Here is a 16,334-nt window from a genome sequence, read left to right as displayed (position 1 = left end):
CTAAACTCCCTTCCCACTCACGGCGGCGGACGCTGTTCCCGGGGTTGCCGCGCGATTGCGGGCCTCAGGCAGCGGCGTTTCGCCAACCTCATCGTTCTTCGCATCTTCAGTATCGTCTAGAGAGTCGCCCGGGATGCGCATTCCGTAGAAGGAACGGTAAATGAAGAAGTTTGCAACCACGAAGAATACCGCAGCCAAGACATGGACCATTGTTCCTAGCCCCTGGTTCGTGAGGCTGACAGCTAACTCAACTGCCAGCAGACCGAACAGGGTGGTGAACTTGATGACGGGGTTGAGGGCGACCGAGGACGTGTCCTTGTAGGGGTCGCCAACCGTGTCACCAACGATCGTTGCATCGTGGAGGGCGGTGCCTTTGGCATGCAGATCGACCTCGACCACCTTCTTCGCGTTGTCCCACGCGCCGCCGGCATTCGCCATGAAAATCGCCTGGTAGAGCCCGAAAATAGCGATCGACATCAGGTAGCCGATGAATAAGAACGGTTCGACGAAGGCAAATGACAACGTAATGAAGAAGACTGCTAAGAAGATGTTGAGCATGCCCTGTTGCGCGTACTCCGTGCAGATCTCCACGACCTTCTTCGAATCTTCTTCAGAAGCCTTCTTTGACTTGCTGTCCAGCTTGATGTGGCCCTTGATGAACTCGACGGCTCGGTAGGCGCCGGTGGTGACCGCCTGGATGGAGGCACCCGAGAACCAGTAGATCACCGCGCCACCCAGGATAAAGCCCAGCATGAACGGCGCGTGCATGATTGACAGCTTGTCGAGGTTGTCGATGAGGCCGTTTGTGAGGCCAATGATGATGGAGAAGATCATCGTGGTCGCGCCGACAACAGCGGTGCCGATGAGGACGGGCTTCGCCGTTGCCTTGAAGGTGTTGCCAGCCCCGTCGTTCTCTTCCAGCATTAGTTTGGCCTTGGACCATTCGGGCTTGTAACCGTAGTCCTTCTCAATCTGCTCATCGATCCCGGGGATCTGTTCAATCTGCGACAGTTCGAACACAGACTGGGCGTTGTCCGTAACGGGCCCGTATGAATCAACCGCGATGGTAACCGGGCCCATACCGAGGAATCCGAAGGCCACCAAACCAAACGCGAACACTGCGGGAGCCTGCATGAACTCGCCTAGGCCCAACCCAGAGACAAGGAACGCAACCGACATAAGACCAACAATCGCAATTCCAAGCCAGTATGCGGAGAAGTTACCCGCAACCAGGCCAGAAAGGATGTTCAGCGACGGTCCGCCCTCTTTCGAACTCTTCACAGTTTCACGGACGTGTCGTGAAGAGGTGGAGGTGAATGCCTTCACCAACTCGGGGATGAGGGCGCCCGCAAGCGTTCCACAGGTGATGATTGCGGCCAGTTTCCAGCCGAGGCCGTCGTGGGCCCCGCCCAAGACCAGGGCAGTGATGCCGAAGGTGACGGCGATGCAGACGATGGAGGTAATCCACACCAATGAAGACAGGGGAGCCTCAAAGTCCATGCGGGAAGCGTTTTTGTACTTCGCGTTGGTGATTGCTGCATTGATGGCGTAGGCGATACCGGACGCCACCAGCATCGCTGCGCGGACAACGAAAATCCACACTAGGAGCGTGGCCTGCATCTGGGGATCTTCTACAGCCAGAATGATGAAGGTTACGAGGGCGACACCCGTGACGCCGTAGGTTTCGAAGCCGTCAGCCGAGGGGCCGACGGAGTCACCGGCGTTGTCGCCCACACAGTCGGCGATGACGCCGGGGTTGCGGGGATCGTCCTCGTCGATCTTGAAGACGATCTTCATGAGGTCGGACCCGATGTCGGCGATCTTTGTGAAGATGCCGCCCGCGATACGGAGGGCGGACGCGCCCAGAGACTCGCCGATTGCGAAGCCGATGAAGCAGGCGCCGCCGATGGCAGGCGGGAGGATCAGCAGGATGATGAGCATCATGAACAGCTCAAGCGAAATCAGCACCATGCCGATCGACATGCCAGCCTGCATGGGAATCTTGTGGAGGGGCAGCGGCTTACCGCGCACTGATGCGAACGCCATGCGGGAGTTGGCGAAGGTGTTGACGCGGATGCCGAACCAGGCAACGGCATAGGAGCCGGCCATGCCCAGCAGTGAGAAGAAGACGATGATGAGTGTTCGACCCCAGGTGAAATGGGTGAGGAACTTGTAGTAGATGACGATCACCGTCGTGATGAAGATCCACAGAATCATCAAGAAGCGGCCCTGCTTGAAGAGGTAGGCCTTGCATGTCTCGTAGATCAGCTCGGAGATTTCCAGCATCGACTTGTGGACAGGCAGGCCGCGCAGCATTGCGTAGGAGCGAATGCCGAAACCGAACCCGAGGAGACAAATGACTAGTGAAATCCATAGGAGCGCGGTGCCGCTGGTGCCCATCCACACTGTTGCCTGACTGAGGTCGGGCAGTGCGAGGGCGGCTTCCCCGCCGTGGGCTGTATTTTCGCCGCCAGCGCCGCTACTTGTCGCTGAGCAGCCCACAAGAAGTCCTGCGCCCAGCAGAGTCCCGATCACCCCCACTCCCAAGCGTGCCGTTGTTCGTGGTCGTTTGCCGGAATGTGGCAGTGCAGGTTGCATTTTTTCCCCAGTGAAAAAGTCCCGATTTGGAAGGCCATTCTTGGCCGTTTATCCGTTTTGGGAGCCCCTAGAGTCCGATTGAAAGCCCTTGAAGCCCATTTAATAGTAGGGCTTCAAGGGGTGCGGTCTGGGAGAATTTTCACGTTTGCAACGCGCCGCGAGAGGATTTGCGCGCCCCTGAGTGAGCGCAAACATCTTTGCTAGGGGCCAAGGTCCCTAGAGTGAGCGCCGGTAGGCGAGGCACTCCTCGTAGGTGGGAAGCAGACCGGCCTCGACCGCCTCGGTCAGAAGAGGGGCGGCGGTGTCTTTGGGGGAGAGAAGCAGCTCGAGGGGATTGCCATCCAGGTCTTCCTTGGGCCACTCGATTCCGAGGGCGGGATCCAGGGGTTGGACGCCGTGCTCTCGCCCCGGGTTGAAAGACTCGGAGACCAGGTAGTTCACAGTCGACCCGTCCTCCAATGCGCAGAGGGCGTGGCCCAGCCCCTCGGAAAGGTAGACGAAGCGGGGTGCCCGGGAATCCAGTAGGACAGAGACAGACTTGCCGAAAGTTGGCGAACCCACGCGGATGTCCACGATGTAGTCGACAATCGCACCCTTGGTGCAAGAGACGTACTTGGCTTGCGATGGGGGGACATCCGCGTAGTGGATCCCCCTCACAACGCCCGCGTTCGACACGGACATGTTGGCTTGGCGCAGGTTGAACGGGTGGCCGATGTTGGCTTCAAACTCTTCGGAGCGGAAGGTCTCCACAAAGTAGCCACGATCGTCCTCGAACTTCTTAGGTGTGATCAGCCAAGCACCTTCGATTCCAAGTTCTTCCCACTGCATGCGATTCTCCTTCTGACGTCCCTGAGGTCGATATGATCATTGGGCAACTGCAAATCTACTTGATTTTTCGACGTGGTCAGCACAGAACCGAAGTGGGCCACAATAAACCGGGGGTACGTGATGGCTTGGTTGGTAACTGGAGGCTACGGAATGCTGGCGCAAGATGTTTGCGCGGAGCTGGCGTCGCGGGGGATCGAGTACGACGCGCCGGATAGGGATCGGCTGGACATTTGCTCACCCAAGGAAATTGCTGCCTTCCTGGATGAGATGGAGCCAGAAGCGGTAGTCAACTGCGCTGCTTACACCGCCGTGGATGCAGCTGAAGAGAACGAGGGCGTTGCCTTCACGCTTAATGCGACTGCTCCGCAATACCTGGCGCAAGCGACCGCAGAGCGAGGAATCCCTCTGGTGCAGATCTCAACGGACTATGTCTTCTCGGGGACGTCCTCGACCCCTTACGCGGAGGATGCGCCACTTCACCCGCTGGGCGCTTACGGGCGGACCAAGGCCGGCGGCGAATGGGCGGTGCGGGCAAACAACCCGGCGTCGTACATTGTCCGCACGGCGTGGCTGTACGGTGCGGGCGGGCCGTGCTTCCCGAAGACGTTGGCGCGTGTGCTCAAGAAGAATGGCTCGGCGAATGTGGTTGACGATCAGCATGGGCAACCAACATGGACCGTTGACGTCGCCCGAATCGTGGTTGACCTGGTGACAAAGGCCGCACCGTTCGGTGTTTACCATGCGACCAGCCAGGGCGGTGCAACATGGTTTACGTTCACCCAGGCGATCGCAGCCGAGGTCGGAGTGGCGCAAGAGGATGTTCACCCGGTGTCAACGGAGGATTTCCCGCGTCCGGCTCCGCGGCCGGAGTGGTCACTGCTTGCTCACGGTGCTCTGGCGGCGGCCGGGGTTGAGCCGATTGGGCCGTGGGAGGAGCGGTGGAGTGCGGCGGCGGCGAGTGTGCTGGCTGACGTGGAGTAGGCGGCTGCCAATTGACGATGCCGGTGTTGCCCGCCGAAAATACTGGCGTGTCCCACCGAAGTGCTACGAGCGCGGCTCCCTGCGGTCGTATACACGTACCATCCAGCGCGCGTCGCCCGAGTGCTCCCGCCAGTCCTCATCCGACTCACTAGTCACGATCGCCCACTTTTGACGGTCGATGACGGGAGCGAAGACGAGATTGTCGGCAGCCGGGGCGCTTGCGGCGATGTCGAGGTACGTCACGACCAGGCGGTCGACCATATCCATGGTCTCCGCATAAACATGCCCACCACCGGTCACCCAAACCGTTGACGCACCCATCTCTTCAGCCGCGGCTTCAGCCACCGCAAAGGCCTCATCCAGAGAGTGAACCACGACGATGCCAGGGCTGCTGTACCGAACATCCCGGGTCAGCACAATGTTTGCGCGATTGGGAAGAGGTCGCCCAAGGGCCTCAAACGAAGACCTTCCCATGATGATCGGGCAACCCGTCGTCTGCTCCTTGAAAAAGGCGAAGTCGGCAGGCACCCTCCACAGCATCGCAGCCCCATCCCCGATAACTCCGTGGATGTCTTGCGCCCAAATGGAGGCCCTCATCATCACCGTACCGCCCTCACACCGCGACTTTTGCGGCGATCGGTGGGTGGTGGCGGTAGCCGACCACATCCACATTCGTGAAGTCGTAAGAGAACATGTCGGCCACGGGAACCAGCTTCAGTGCCGGAAAAGCGTAGGGCTCGCGCGACAACTGTTCCCGTACCTGCTCCAAATGGTTTGTGTAAAGGTGCACGTCGCCGCCAGTCCAAATGAAATCGCCAACGTCGAGGCCCGTTTGCTGAGCCAACATGTGGGTGAGCAGTGCATATGACGTGATGTTGAACGGTACCCCAAGGAACAGGTCAGCACTGCGCTGGTACAGCTGCAAACTCAGCTTTCCATCCGCCACATAAACCTGGAAGAAGGCATGGCACGGCTGTAACGCCATGTCGGGCAGTGCGCCGACGTTCCAGGCTGAAACCAGCATTCTCCGCGAATCGGGGTCGTTCTTGATCGTTTCGACGAGGTCGGAAATCTGGTCTATTGGCTCACCGTTGGCGTCTGGCCAACTGCGCCACTGTACGCCGTAGACGGGCCCCAACTCCCCGTCCTCGTCCGCCCACTCATTCCAAATCCGCACGCCATTGTCCTGCAGCCACCGCACGTTCGACGAACCGGAGAGGAACCACAGCAGCTCGCCAATCACCGACTTGAGATGAACCCGCTTCGTCGTGATGACGGGGAAGCCTTTGGAGAGGTCATAGCGCAGTTGTCGCCCAAAAACGCTCAGCGTTCCCGTGCCTGTCCGGTCGCCCTTCGGTGTGCCGGTCGCGAGGACGTCCTCGAGCAAATCTTCGTACTGGCGGTCAATCACTGCACCCACAACTAAACCTGCGTGCCGTCGATTTCTAGGGTGGTTGCCGCCGACTTTTCAACCGTGTGGCTGATGGTGCAGTAGTGCTGAACGGCACGGGCGGCCCGCTCTAGCAGTTGCGCGCGATCTTCAGGGTAGAGGCCGCTCAAATCTGGAGCTAACTCAACTTTGAATGAGGCGAAGCGGTCTTCTTCTTTGAGGTAGTCGGCAGTGATACTGCCCGTGATCTCGAAGTCTTCGCCGAGGACGCGTGCGAATCGAGCCTCAGAAGACAGTGCGTTGCACCCGAGTATCGCGAGTTTCAGGAGGTCACCGGGGCTGAACTCGCCTAGACCGTAGCCGATGACGAGTTCGCTGCCCCGTTCATTTTTTGCTGAGTACTGGCGTTCACCTGTGCGCTCAACAGTGAATCCTTCAGGCTTGGTTGTTGGTGTCTCGGTCATTGGGGGCCTCCGTCGGCTGTTTGTGAGTAGAGGATTATTGGCGTTGCGCTCCCGTTCTTGGGGGAGCACAACGCGTGCAACTAGTTGTTAGCGAGCCAGTCTGTTGCGGCCTTCTTGTCCGCAGCGATCAGTTTCGGCGCGAAGGAAAGGGCTTGCTTCTCAAGTTTGGCGCCAAGGAAGGGGATGTTCACCTTAATCTCCCCATTCATTGTGGCTTTCGTATTGCCCGCGGGGGTCTGCTTGAGTTCGACCTGCGCTTGAAGGTATGCGGGAACTCCCTTACCTTCGGCCCGCAAAGCACCGTGGATCGTTGTCGCGTCAACGAGGCGCCATTCTTCACGGATTAGGAACTCCGCGCCACCCTTCAGGAACCTCTGTGCCGCCGCAGGGATCATGCTTGGAGGAACTTCACCCGAGGTCGTTGACACAATCTGGTTTGCTTGCGCATTGGTCTCCACAGTTGGGTCAGGGATTTCGAGGTTCTCATCGCGGCTGGTGACAAATGCGGGGTCAGAGAGCATTTGCCAGACCTTCGCCACCGGCGCTTCGTACTCGTAGCTTTCCGTAAACTTCATCGTTTTGCCTTCCGATTCTGATTGATTCACCCTCGATCCTAGTTCGAACCAGGCACGCAACGCGCGTTAGTCTTGGACTATGCCCAACACTCATGATTTGACGGGAAAAGCACAACTGGTAGCACTTCAGCCAGAGGAGGATTCTTGGCTGGAGCGATTGAAGAGTGACTGGCAGGTGCTAGCCGACCTTGCTTCGGCGGATCTGATTCTTTGGCTGCCAACGACAGATGGCAGATTCTATGCCGCGGCGATGTGCCGCCCTGCGACGTCTATGACGGTCCACGTCGATGATGTGGTTGGCTTGTTCGCTTCTGCGACTCGAGCTGCATTGTTGCGCGAAGCAATGGACACGCGCGAGATCGTCAATGACGACTCAGTTCAGTGGTCGGGGCTCTACTCAATCCAGCGGTCCTGCGTTCCTGTCATGTGCAACGGCCGGTGCATTGCGTTGATGTCGGTGGAACGAAACACTTCTGCTCCGATGGGACAGGTTGACGAGCAGGTGTGGATGCAGTCAGCTGCCGAGATCATTCTCGGGATGATTGTCACGGGGCACTACCCGTCTGAGGAGACCCCGAGCCGCGGGGGCCACGGCGTCCCGCGTGTTGTTGACGGTCCCATTCTGATTGACCCCGAGGGCATTGTCGTTGACATAACTCCGAATGCGAACTCTGCGATGAGGCGTCTGGGATTGGACACTCCGCTTGAGGGGCGCAGCCTCATTGAAGAAGTCACCAAGGTGATTCGCCACGAACACCGGGTTGATGAGGCTTTGGCTCTAGTGCTGATGGGGCGAGCTAACTGGAATGTCAACATTGAGGCGGGCGGCACCATAATCTCGGTTCGTGCGATCCCCCTTCAGGTTGACGGCAAGCGGCGGGGCGCAGTCTTGCTGACGCGGGATGTTACAGAGCAGCACCGCCACGAGCAGCAACTGATGACGAAGGACGCGACAATCCGCGAGATTCACCACCGCGTGAAGAACAATCTGCAAACCGTTTCAGCACTGTTGAGGATTCAGGAGAGGCGTTCAGATTCCGAGGACGTCCAGGATGCACTCCGCGAAGCTGGGAGGCGCGTCGAATCGATCGCTGTCGTCCACGAGGCGCTGTCACACAATGTGGACGAGGTCGTTGACTTTGATGAAATATCGCAGAAGATCCTCACCATGGCTGTCAAGGTTGCGACGATTGGGCACGAGGTCGGCTTGGAGATTGTGGGGAAGTTCGGCCGCCTGTCTGCTGACCAGGCATCTGCTTTGGCCACGGTGCTCACCGAACTGATTGCCAACTCGGTGGAGCATGGTTACCCGGAGCAGGCAGGAACAGTCTGGGTTAAAGCGCACCGTGAGGGTGACGATTTGGAAGTTCGCGTCGAGGATGCGGGGGAGGGCATCGACGTGTCAGTTCTAAACCGTGGCCTCGGTACTCGCATTGCGAAGTCCATGGTTCAGGGAGAGCTTGGGGGAACCATTGAGTGGGCGCCGCGTCCCGAAGGGGGCACGGTTGCCACGCTGCGGATGCGGGCGGAGTGTGCGGGCGGCAGATAGTTCGGTCGGCGCCACCCCCGGAGGCAAGGCTCCTAGCCTGCGGCCTGGGCGGCTCCTGGCCCAACCTGCGTAAAGCGCTGGGCTCTGCAGTCCCACACCCCGCAAACTCGTGAAATGTATACGTGGGGGCCAAATGTGCGTCTGGGGGCAGTACCCCAGAGCGCAATCACGTCCCCACGTATACATTTCACGGCACGCGACGGTGGCCCCGGTGGCAGTGGCGGGGAGCCCTGCCCAGACCGCCGTAGTGGCGGGGGCCCCTGCGACATCCGCGCCAGGGTTACGTCGCTTCTCCCTGTTATGCATCGCGCGAGCGAGCGGTGGTAGGTCCCCCGGAGGTTGGTTGGTCCCCCGCAGGTCGAATTGAGGGATGAATTCGGCTGCAGAATCGACCTGCGGGGGACCGAGGCGCCCAGCAGGGTCCGCGGGTGAACGTGTGGTCTGCTGACCAGGCTTCTGGATGGGGCGAGCTCGCCGGCGCGGCTCGCTAAGGCCGGAGTTGCTCGCTAAGGCCGGGTTGGCTCCCTAACGCCGGAGTCGCTAGCTAAGGCCGGGCGGGGAGCTATGAGGTGGCCGCGCCCAGATGAGGGGCGGCTCTGGGGGCGCTGCTTAGGAGGCGCGGCGTGCGCGTGCAGCGCGGCGCTTCAAGGAACGGCGTTCCTCTTCGCTCAGCCCGCCCCAAACCCCAGAGTCCTGGTGGTTCTCAATTGCCCACTGCAAACATGTCTCGCGAACAGTGCACGAGTTGCAAACCCTCTTCGCCTCTGTAACCTGCACCACTGCGGGTCCAGTGTTCCCGATAGGGAAGAAGAGTTCTGGGTCAACACTCAAACACGCGGCACGACTTCGCCAGTCCATGGAGGGGCTCCTTGATTAGAGCCGCGCGCGCCAAGACGCTCACGGCGCCTTTGCTTGCAGTAAGTACGTCTAGTTTGGGCGAGAGGGGCGTCCTCGGCAACCGTTTTGTGTTGAATATAAACAAATGAACACTGTGTGAACGGTCACGGTTAGGAATGCGTCACTTCTGACCGGGTAGAAACTCGCGGACCAAAACCCCCGAATCATCGACGAAGTGAAGAGCAGAGCCGGTGGCGAACAGCGCCTGCTTGTCCCGGTACGGCTGGGACGCCATCACCCACGCGGCTTCCTCCGGATAGCGCTGACTGAGGAGGCGGCAGAGTTCGCGGGTGGGCTCGATTGCGAGAATGACATCAGAAATATGGGGGACCACGGACAGCCATTGCTCCGGAGGGAGCAGATGCAGACGGTTAGAAGCAGCATCCGTCTTGGTGGCCCTGTGTTCCTTCAGCATATCCTCGCTGGCACCCACGACCCAGACGGCCCTGCCAGCAGCTAGCGCAGCCCGCATCTCATCCGCCCACCGATGCGCATTGTGTTCCGCGGTGTTTGCCGATACCGCTGCGGCAGAGAACAGGTCTACGGGCCGTTCCTCGTGACCATCTGCTGGTACCTGCGCCCAGACGGGGGCAGAAGACACGAACCCTTGTGCGAGGACTCGACCCGCGGTCGGCGATACGTAGCGAGCCAGTTCACCGGGGCGCGAGACCGGGAGCCCATCAGAATCAGGGAGCACTGTCGGCAGGTACGGGGCCAAGTGTGCATTCAGTAGCGAGCGTTGATCAGGCAAACGGACAATCCGCCCTGGCAGACCTGAGAGGTCGTATCGTGCCTTCGTGTCCGTCGCGATCAGAGATATCTGCCCATTGTCCGCAGCGGCGAGCACCCGTTCCCATAGGACCCGAACTTCGTCTGGTGGGGCGCTGCCCTCCAGTTTGCTGAAGAAGTCCGTCGCCCCGTCGAGAACCAGGATGGGGTGTGCTGGCGAGGTCGGCGGGGCGGTAAGGATGGGGTTTGTTGGCGAGGTCGGCGGGGCGGCGGGTACGAATCGGGCGGGCGAGGGTGGCCGGTCAACGGCCCGCAGCAGGCTGGCAAGGCGCCGCACCGAAGGCCCACCTGGCGCCTTGGAATCTATCCAGATACACGCCCGCCCTGGCTGCCCCGGCGGCATCGTGCCCGAGGACGTGTCTGTGTTGTGCGGGGTAGTGCCCGAGGACGTGTCTGTGTTGTTAAGCGTCGTGTTTGCGAATGCACCTCTGCTTCGCGCCACCCAGTAGGCGATCCGAGCCAACTCTCCTCTAACATTCTCCGGACCAATCACAGCGACGCTCCCATGAATGTCCTGGAGCGGTTGACACCCGGAGCCCGCGACCTCGCATATGCCGATTTGTCCGCGCGTCAGAGAGACGGAGTGGGGCAGTGGGTCAGGAATGGTTTTCCATGAACTGGTTGCGTAACGCCCGCCCCACAGCTCCGTCGCAAGCGCAACCCACCGTTCGGGATCGTCGACGTAAGCCGTCTGAAACTCCATTCCACCGACGAGGGCGCGCCCCGGGACTCGAGGTAGATATGCAGCGTCGGGGATGCCCAGGGCCGCCGTCGAGTCGCTGGGCTCACTGCACCGCAGTGCAACGCGGTAATCCAAGGTGGCGCGCAACTGCGCGTTGACAGACCCGGAAGGGCGTTGCGTCGCAAGTATCAGGTGAATGCCTAGGGACCTTCCTTGGGCAGCCACGGAAACCAGTTCCTCCATCAGCGTGGGGTGGGTCTGAGCGAGGACGTGAAACTCGTCAACCACCACCAGCAACCGCGGCGGGGCCCCCTCCCACTGCGCCCAGGTCCGCACATCCGCGGCTTGCATCTGCCGCTTGCGCGTTCGCAGAGCGGCTCCCAGGGAGCGGAGGAGCCAGGGGACTTGGGTCGCTTCGAGGTCACTCAAAGAATGTTCCACGTGGGGCAGTCCCGCTAGGTGTTCAAGGCCCGCGCCACCTTTGAAGTCAATGAGGATCATTCGCAACTGCTCAGGCGAGTAACTAAGCGCGTGAGAGAGCGCGAATGTCGTGAGGAACTCTGACTTGCCCGCCCCTGTACCCCCAACGATCAGCGCATGGGGTCCAACCTCTGTCAGGTCTGCGCTGACCAGACCCGACGTGGATCTCCCCACCGGGACCTTGACGCCTTGGGGAGAACCCGGAAAACCCAGATCCTCAAATGCAAGCCGGTCCTGTAAAGCATTGCCATGGTCCTCGGCGGAACAGAGCTGTTCAAGCCAGCCCCTGGAGCCAACCTCGTGTGATTGAAGAATGATCCGTGCGGTTGGCGGCACGTTGCGAAGCGTGCCTGACCAGCAAACCACCTGGGGTGCCTCCGCAGGTGCTGATGCCGCCCCGGGTTGAGGTGACGCGATGACGGGATGCTGCGTCATCGACTCCGGGCCGGAGGCAGGGGAGCCACGCACCACAGTGTCGTATCCGTGGGCGCGGATTTGCCCCCCAATCCACTGCGCATAGCGTTGCGCGCCTTTCCCCACCACCGCGATGACACCCTGGCTGCGCTTGCCCATCGGTAGTTTGATTTTGCTTTGCCGACCCGGCACACGGAGCACTGTCAACCGCTCGCTCGCCGTGTCCGCCACGCCGGTGTCCCGCCCGCGGTCCTGTTCACCGTGAGTCTCCCGGGCGGCACTAGTCAGCAACAGTCTGGCCTCATCCCACTGGCGCCAGCGTCTGCGAATCACCACCACCACCAACATGCCTGCCACCACAAGTGTGCCAACAACCCCCAGGGCCACGGTGGTCGAGGACGCGAGCCGCAAGACCAGGAGGACCAGCATGATCGGCAGCATGACCCGACCCGCGACCAGGGCCCTGCCACCACGGGTCTCGCTCCCTCCGGGCCACGTGTTCTCCCGGGGGCGCCCTCGAACAATCCAGGACCCCGAGCCCAACGTGACGCGTCGCCCGGGTCGAAGTCGCTTGCGGGCTACGGCTGGTCGGATGGGGTTGGTTGCAGAAAGATCGCTCAGATATAGACCCCCGTCGGGTGCTCGCCCCCGTCCCGCAGTAGTGATCTGAATGTGGCTTCGTGACAGATATGGATCTGTCAGGCCCAGACGTCCCCGACCCATCACCAAGCCATCGACAACTGGAATCACGCAACCCGTATCAGGCCCCTTGGCACACGCAAGGTGCAGCTCGGTTTGCAGGCATTGCTCCACGGTGGTTGTCATCCCCCAACCCTTACGGACCTAGCAGCAGCCCGCACCCGCGTCCTTAGCATTCTGTGGAAAACGCCAGATTCGACGCACTGGGGATACTGCCGCAAGCGTAAGCCGATCAGGGTGGGTGCAATCGGCCAGATGTTTGGAACAATGGCCCCATGAACAAGAATGGCCCCATGGAAACGGACGCGGACATCGCTCGCGGTGAAGCGCGCTGGGTCGAACTTGTTGAGGCGATAAATGAGGCGCGGGGCCGCTACTACGACCTCGACGAACCGACGATCTCAGACGCCGATTACGACGCCCTCTATAGGGAGCTAGAGGAGCTGGAGGCGCGTTTCCCCGAACTGGCCACCCCCGATTCTCCGACGGCTTCAGTTGGCGGTTCGCCCAGTGGCGCGTTTGCCCCCGTGGCTCACGCGCGGCAGATGACCAGCCTGGAGGACGTCTTCTCATTTGAGGAGCTTGGCGCGTGGTTCAAGCGCGTGGAAGGGCGGTGGCCCGATGAGGAGATCCCCATGACAGCCGAGGTGAAGGTTGATGGGTTGGCGGTGAATCTGCGCTATGAGGCGGGCGTCCTCGTGCAGGCAGCGACCCGTGGGGACGGGTTTGTTGGCGAGGACGTGACGGCGAATGTCCGCACCATCAAGACCATTCCTGTACGACTGCGCGGCGCCAACATCCCCGCCATTGTTGATGTCCGCGGGGAGGTCTATTTTCGGCTTGATGACTTCGAGGCGGTGAATGAGGCGCGCCTAGCTGCCGGTGAAAGGACTTTTGTCAATCCCCGCAACGCGGCAGCGGGCTCGCTGCGGCGTAAGGACTCTGCGGAGACAGCGAAGTTACCATTGTCGTTCGTGGTCCACGGTGTCGGCGAAGTGGTGTGGAATGAGGGCGAGGACGAGGACGAGGACGCCGCCAGCCGCCGGCCGAGCACCCAATCCGACTGGTACGACACCATTGCAGCCTGGGGTTTGCCGATCGGAGCTCATACAAAGGTGGTGACGTCGCTTGCGGAGGCCACCGCCACCATTGAAGACTTTGGGCGCCGCCGTGGCAGTTTCGAACATGAGATTGACGGTGTGGTTTTCAAGGTCAATGCCCTGAACCGCCAAGCAGAGATGGGGGCTACGTCGAGGACTCCGCGGTGGGCTGTCGCGTACAAGTACCCCCCTGAGGAGGCATTTACCCGGCTTCTTGATATTCAGGTTCAGGTGGGACGCACCGGTCGCGTCACCCCGTTCGCCGTGTTTGAGAAGATTCTTGTTGCGGGCTCCCACCTGCGCCACGCGACACTGCACAATGCTCGCGAGGTCAAGCGCAAGGGCATCCTCATTGGCGACCTCATCGTGGTCCGCAAGGCCGGGGACGTGATTCCCGAGGTCGTGGGGCCGGTCATGGCGGACCGTGACGGCACGGAACGTGCCTTTGAGATGCCGGAGCTGTGCCCTTCTTGCAAGACGAGGCTCGCGCCAGCAAAGGAGGGGGATGTTGATCTGCGTTGCCCCAATGCGGCGGGTTGCCCCGCGCAAATCACGGAGCGGCTCATCCACTTGGGATCCCGTGGCGCCCTCGACGTTCAGGGGCTCGGTGCTGAGGCGGCGGCCGCCCTGACACAACCGGAACTGGGTCGGGAGCGAGTTGTGGCTGCCCTGGTGTCCGGCGCGAAGGTGGCCTTGGAGAATGGGGAGCAGCTGGAACTCCCCGCCGACTCCCAGCGAACACACGGGGAGCTTTTCGCGGACGCTGAAGAACTGTTGCCCAAGCCGCAAACCGCGACGTTGACGTCCTCGAAAGACATCTTCAGTTTGCAGGCGGACGACGTCGCCGACATTTTCGTATGGCGGCCGGTGCGGGTGCGGGGCGTTGCAACGGGGGACTACAGCCAGGTCCGTTTCTTCTGGACGACCGCGTGGAAGAAAACGGTGCGGTCGAGGGCGGGCGTGAAGACAGCCCACTGGGGTCCCGTGGAGTCAGTGCCGCGCAAGAGTCTGCTGGAAATGCTGGGGCAACTTGAGGGGGCGAAAACCCAGCCGATCTGGCGTTTCTTGGTGGCGTTGTCGATCCGCCACGTCGGCCCCACGGCCGCGCAGGCGTTGGGCGCCAAGTACGGCTCGCTCGACGCGATCGCGGCAGCCGGTGTTGACGACCTTGCCGATACCGAGGGTGTCGGCCAGGTCATCGCTGACTCCGTCCACCAGTGGTTCGAGGTCGACTGGCACCGCGACATTGTTGCGGCGTGGAAGGACGCGGGGGCCGTCTTGGAAGCCACGCAGGAGACAGAGGAAATTCAACAGACTCTGGAGGGTGCAACCATCGTCATTTCGGGGGCGATGCCCGGCTACGACCGGGAGGGTGCGAAGGCGGCCGTGATTGCGCGGGGTGGGAAGGCGTCCTCGTCCGTATCGAAGAAGACCGACCTCGTCGTGGCGGGCCCGGGCGCCGGATCGAAGGTGGCGAAGGCAGAGGGGCTGGGGGTCCCGGTCGTGGACCAGATGGCTTTCGATGCCCTGTTGGAAGGCGGTCTAGAGGCGGTTGTCGCAAGCCACTAGGAGCCCGAGCGTGCCTAAACCACCAGGTTGAATGCCCTCACCAGTCGCTCCAACACGCGCGTGACTATGGGGCGTCCCATCCACTCTTCAATAGTGAGGGGCCGGGCCGTCGTGAGGTCATTCTCGAAGATAGCCTCCATGCGTTCCGCGAACCCGGGATCATCAATCTGCATGGTGACTTCGAAGTTGCCCATCATGGAGAGGCGGTCAATGTTGGCCGTACCAACGATGGAGCGGAACCCATCGGAAACCACCGTCTTGGAGTGAATCATGGCGTGCTGGTAGAGCCAGATTTCCACGCCCGCGCCAAGGAGCTCCCCAAAGTAGGGGCGCGCCACCCAGTCAGCCAGGATGTGGTTGGAGTACTCGGGAATGAGGACGCGAACCTTGACACCGCGCCGCGCCGCCAAAACCAGTTCACGCAGAATTTCCCGGTCGGGGATGAAGTACGCGGTGGTGATCTCAAGGGATTGGGTAGCGCGGCGGAAAGCGTCAATGTACTGCAAGCGCACTGGGAACAGCAGGTGAGAAGGCAGGTTGAAGGCAGCGGTGATCTGGTCATCCCAGGGCAGCTCCTCGCCCTCGGGCAACATGGGTTGGTCCCTGTCGCGGAATGTGTTCCAGAACTCTTGGGCACCTACGGAGAGTATTCTCACCGCCGGCCCAACAAGGCGGATATGGGTGTCGCGCCATTCCATGCCGAAGTCTTTACCGATGTTGAACCCGCCGACGAAACCAACGGCGTCATCGACCACGAGGATCTTGCGGTGGTTGCGCCCGGTTCGGCGCATATCTCCCAGGAAGAGTCCGATGCGTAGTTCTTTGACTCGGTGGACGTGCAGGGTCGGCAGATTTGGGAAGAACTTCAGGGCAGGAGCCGACTTGAAAGAGCCAAAACCGTCATAAATAACGAAGACTTCCACGCCGCGCTGCGCCGCCCGCACCAATGCTTCTTTGAAGGCGAAACCCACCGCATCTGAACGCCACACATAAGTCTCAAAGAACACCGTGGTCTTCGCAGAATCTATGGCTTTGATCATGTCTGCGTAGAGAGTTGTCCCCTCGGTGTAAGCCTGGATCGCGTTATCGCCAACCAAAACCTCTTGCGGTGGCATGGTTGGAAACCCGTGTTGACCACCTGGGATACGCATTTTGCGCACCTTATCGATGGCGTATACGGCACCGACGGCCGTGAACTGGGCGGCACCAGCCACGAGGGCGCCGGTGCGGGCAATGCGCAACAACCGTGCTCTGCGTGCGCTTCTGGAAGGGGGTGTCGGGGGCATTGCATCCTGGGACATGGACTAAGACTACGCAAT

The 16,334-nt window shown here is 60.9% G+C and carries 12 protein-coding genes; 3 read left to right on the top strand and 9 right to left on the bottom strand.

Features of this window, described 5'->3' with window-relative positions:
• Together H2O65_RS08185 and H2O65_RS08180 are read right to left on the bottom strand one after the other, a co-directional pair.
• Positions 1 to 2,598: a sodium-translocating pyrophosphatase gene (locus H2O65_RS08185; protein WP_182141232.1), complete on the bottom strand. Its 2,598-nt coding sequence runs from the start codon at positions 2,596 to 2,598 to the stop codon at positions 1 to 3.
• Positions 2,599 to 2,814: 216 nt separating this feature from the next.
• Positions 2,815 to 3,426 (bottom strand): dTDP-4-dehydrorhamnose 3,5-epimerase family protein, encoded by a 612-nt coding sequence (locus H2O65_RS08180; RefSeq protein WP_182141231.1) that lies wholly within the window; start codon positions 3,424 to 3,426, stop codon positions 2,815 to 2,817.
• 120 nt (positions 3,427 to 3,546) lie between these two features.
• On the opposite strand from H2O65_RS08180, the gene rfbD reads away from it, so the two are divergent.
• Positions 3,547 to 4,407 carry a dTDP-4-dehydrorhamnose reductase gene (gene rfbD, locus H2O65_RS08175; protein WP_182141230.1) on the top strand — a complete coding sequence of 287 codons (861 nt, stop codon included), beginning with the start codon at positions 3,547 to 3,549 and terminating at the stop codon, positions 4,405 to 4,407.
• Between the two features lie 63 nt (positions 4,408 to 4,470).
• Here rfbD and H2O65_RS08170 read toward each other — a convergent pair whose 3' ends face one another.
• From H2O65_RS08170 to H2O65_RS08155, 4 genes are all read right to left on the bottom strand, one after another.
• Complete coding sequence (locus H2O65_RS08170; RefSeq protein WP_259349500.1) at positions 4,471 to 5,004, bottom strand: dihydrofolate reductase; 534 nt, start codon at positions 5,002 to 5,004, stop codon at positions 4,471 to 4,473.
• A 16-nt stretch (positions 5,005 to 5,020) separates the two neighbouring features.
• Positions 5,021 to 5,818, bottom strand: coding sequence for a thymidylate synthase (locus tag H2O65_RS08165; protein ID WP_182142741.1), 798 nt, complete (start codon positions 5,816 to 5,818; stop codon positions 5,021 to 5,023).
• Positions 5,819 to 5,829: 11 nt separating this feature from the next.
• A complete protein-coding gene (locus tag H2O65_RS08160; RefSeq protein ID WP_182141228.1) occupies positions 5,830 to 6,261 on the bottom strand; it encodes an OsmC family protein in 432 nt (143 codons plus the stop codon).
• A gap of 80 nt (positions 6,262 to 6,341) precedes the next feature.
• Entirely contained in the window at positions 6,342 to 6,866 is a 525-nt protein-coding gene (locus H2O65_RS08155) for a DUF2505 domain-containing protein (RefSeq protein WP_182141227.1), read from the bottom strand.
• A 49-nt stretch (positions 6,867 to 6,915) separates the two neighbouring features.
• Here H2O65_RS08155 and H2O65_RS08150 point away from each other — a divergent pair, with 49 nt between their 5' ends.
• Positions 6,916 to 8,385: a sensor histidine kinase gene (locus tag H2O65_RS08150; protein WP_182141226.1), complete on the top strand. Its 1,470-nt coding sequence runs from the start codon at positions 6,916 to 6,918 to the stop codon at positions 8,383 to 8,385.
• 609 nt (positions 8,386 to 8,994) lie between these two features.
• Here H2O65_RS08150 and H2O65_RS08145 read toward each other — a convergent pair.
• Complete coding sequence (locus tag H2O65_RS08145; RefSeq protein ID WP_182141225.1) at positions 8,995 to 9,243, bottom strand: WhiB family transcriptional regulator; 249 nt, start codon at positions 9,241 to 9,243, stop codon at positions 8,995 to 8,997.
• A 160-nt stretch (positions 9,244 to 9,403) separates the two neighbouring features.
• A complete protein-coding gene (locus tag H2O65_RS08140; protein ID WP_182141224.1) occupies positions 9,404 to 12,472 on the bottom strand; it encodes an FHA domain-containing protein in 3,069 nt (1,022 codons plus the stop codon).
• 167 nt (positions 12,473 to 12,639) lie between these two features.
• Between H2O65_RS08140 and ligA the strand changes: the two genes are divergently transcribed.
• Positions 12,640 to 15,015: an NAD-dependent DNA ligase LigA gene (gene ligA, locus H2O65_RS08135; RefSeq protein ID WP_182141223.1), complete on the top strand. Its 2,376-nt coding sequence runs from the start codon at positions 12,640 to 12,642 to the stop codon at positions 15,013 to 15,015.
• A gap of 14 nt (positions 15,016 to 15,029) precedes the next feature.
• On the opposite strand, the gene H2O65_RS08130 is transcribed toward ligA, so the two are convergent.
• The gene (locus tag H2O65_RS08130; protein WP_182142740.1) at positions 15,030 to 16,301 is read right to left on the bottom strand and encodes a phospholipase D-like domain-containing protein; all 1,272 of its coding nucleotides are present in this window, start codon (positions 16,299 to 16,301) and stop codon (positions 15,030 to 15,032) included.
• Positions 16,302 to 16,334: the final 33 nt, after the last annotated feature.

It is taken from the genome of Schaalia sp. JY-X169, assembly GCF_014069575.1.
Lineage (GTDB): Bacteria > Actinomycetota > Actinomycetes > Actinomycetales > Actinomycetaceae > Scrofimicrobium.
The sequence above is the reverse complement of the archived record's forward strand: the minus strand, read 5'-3'. Positions and strand labels throughout refer to the sequence as shown.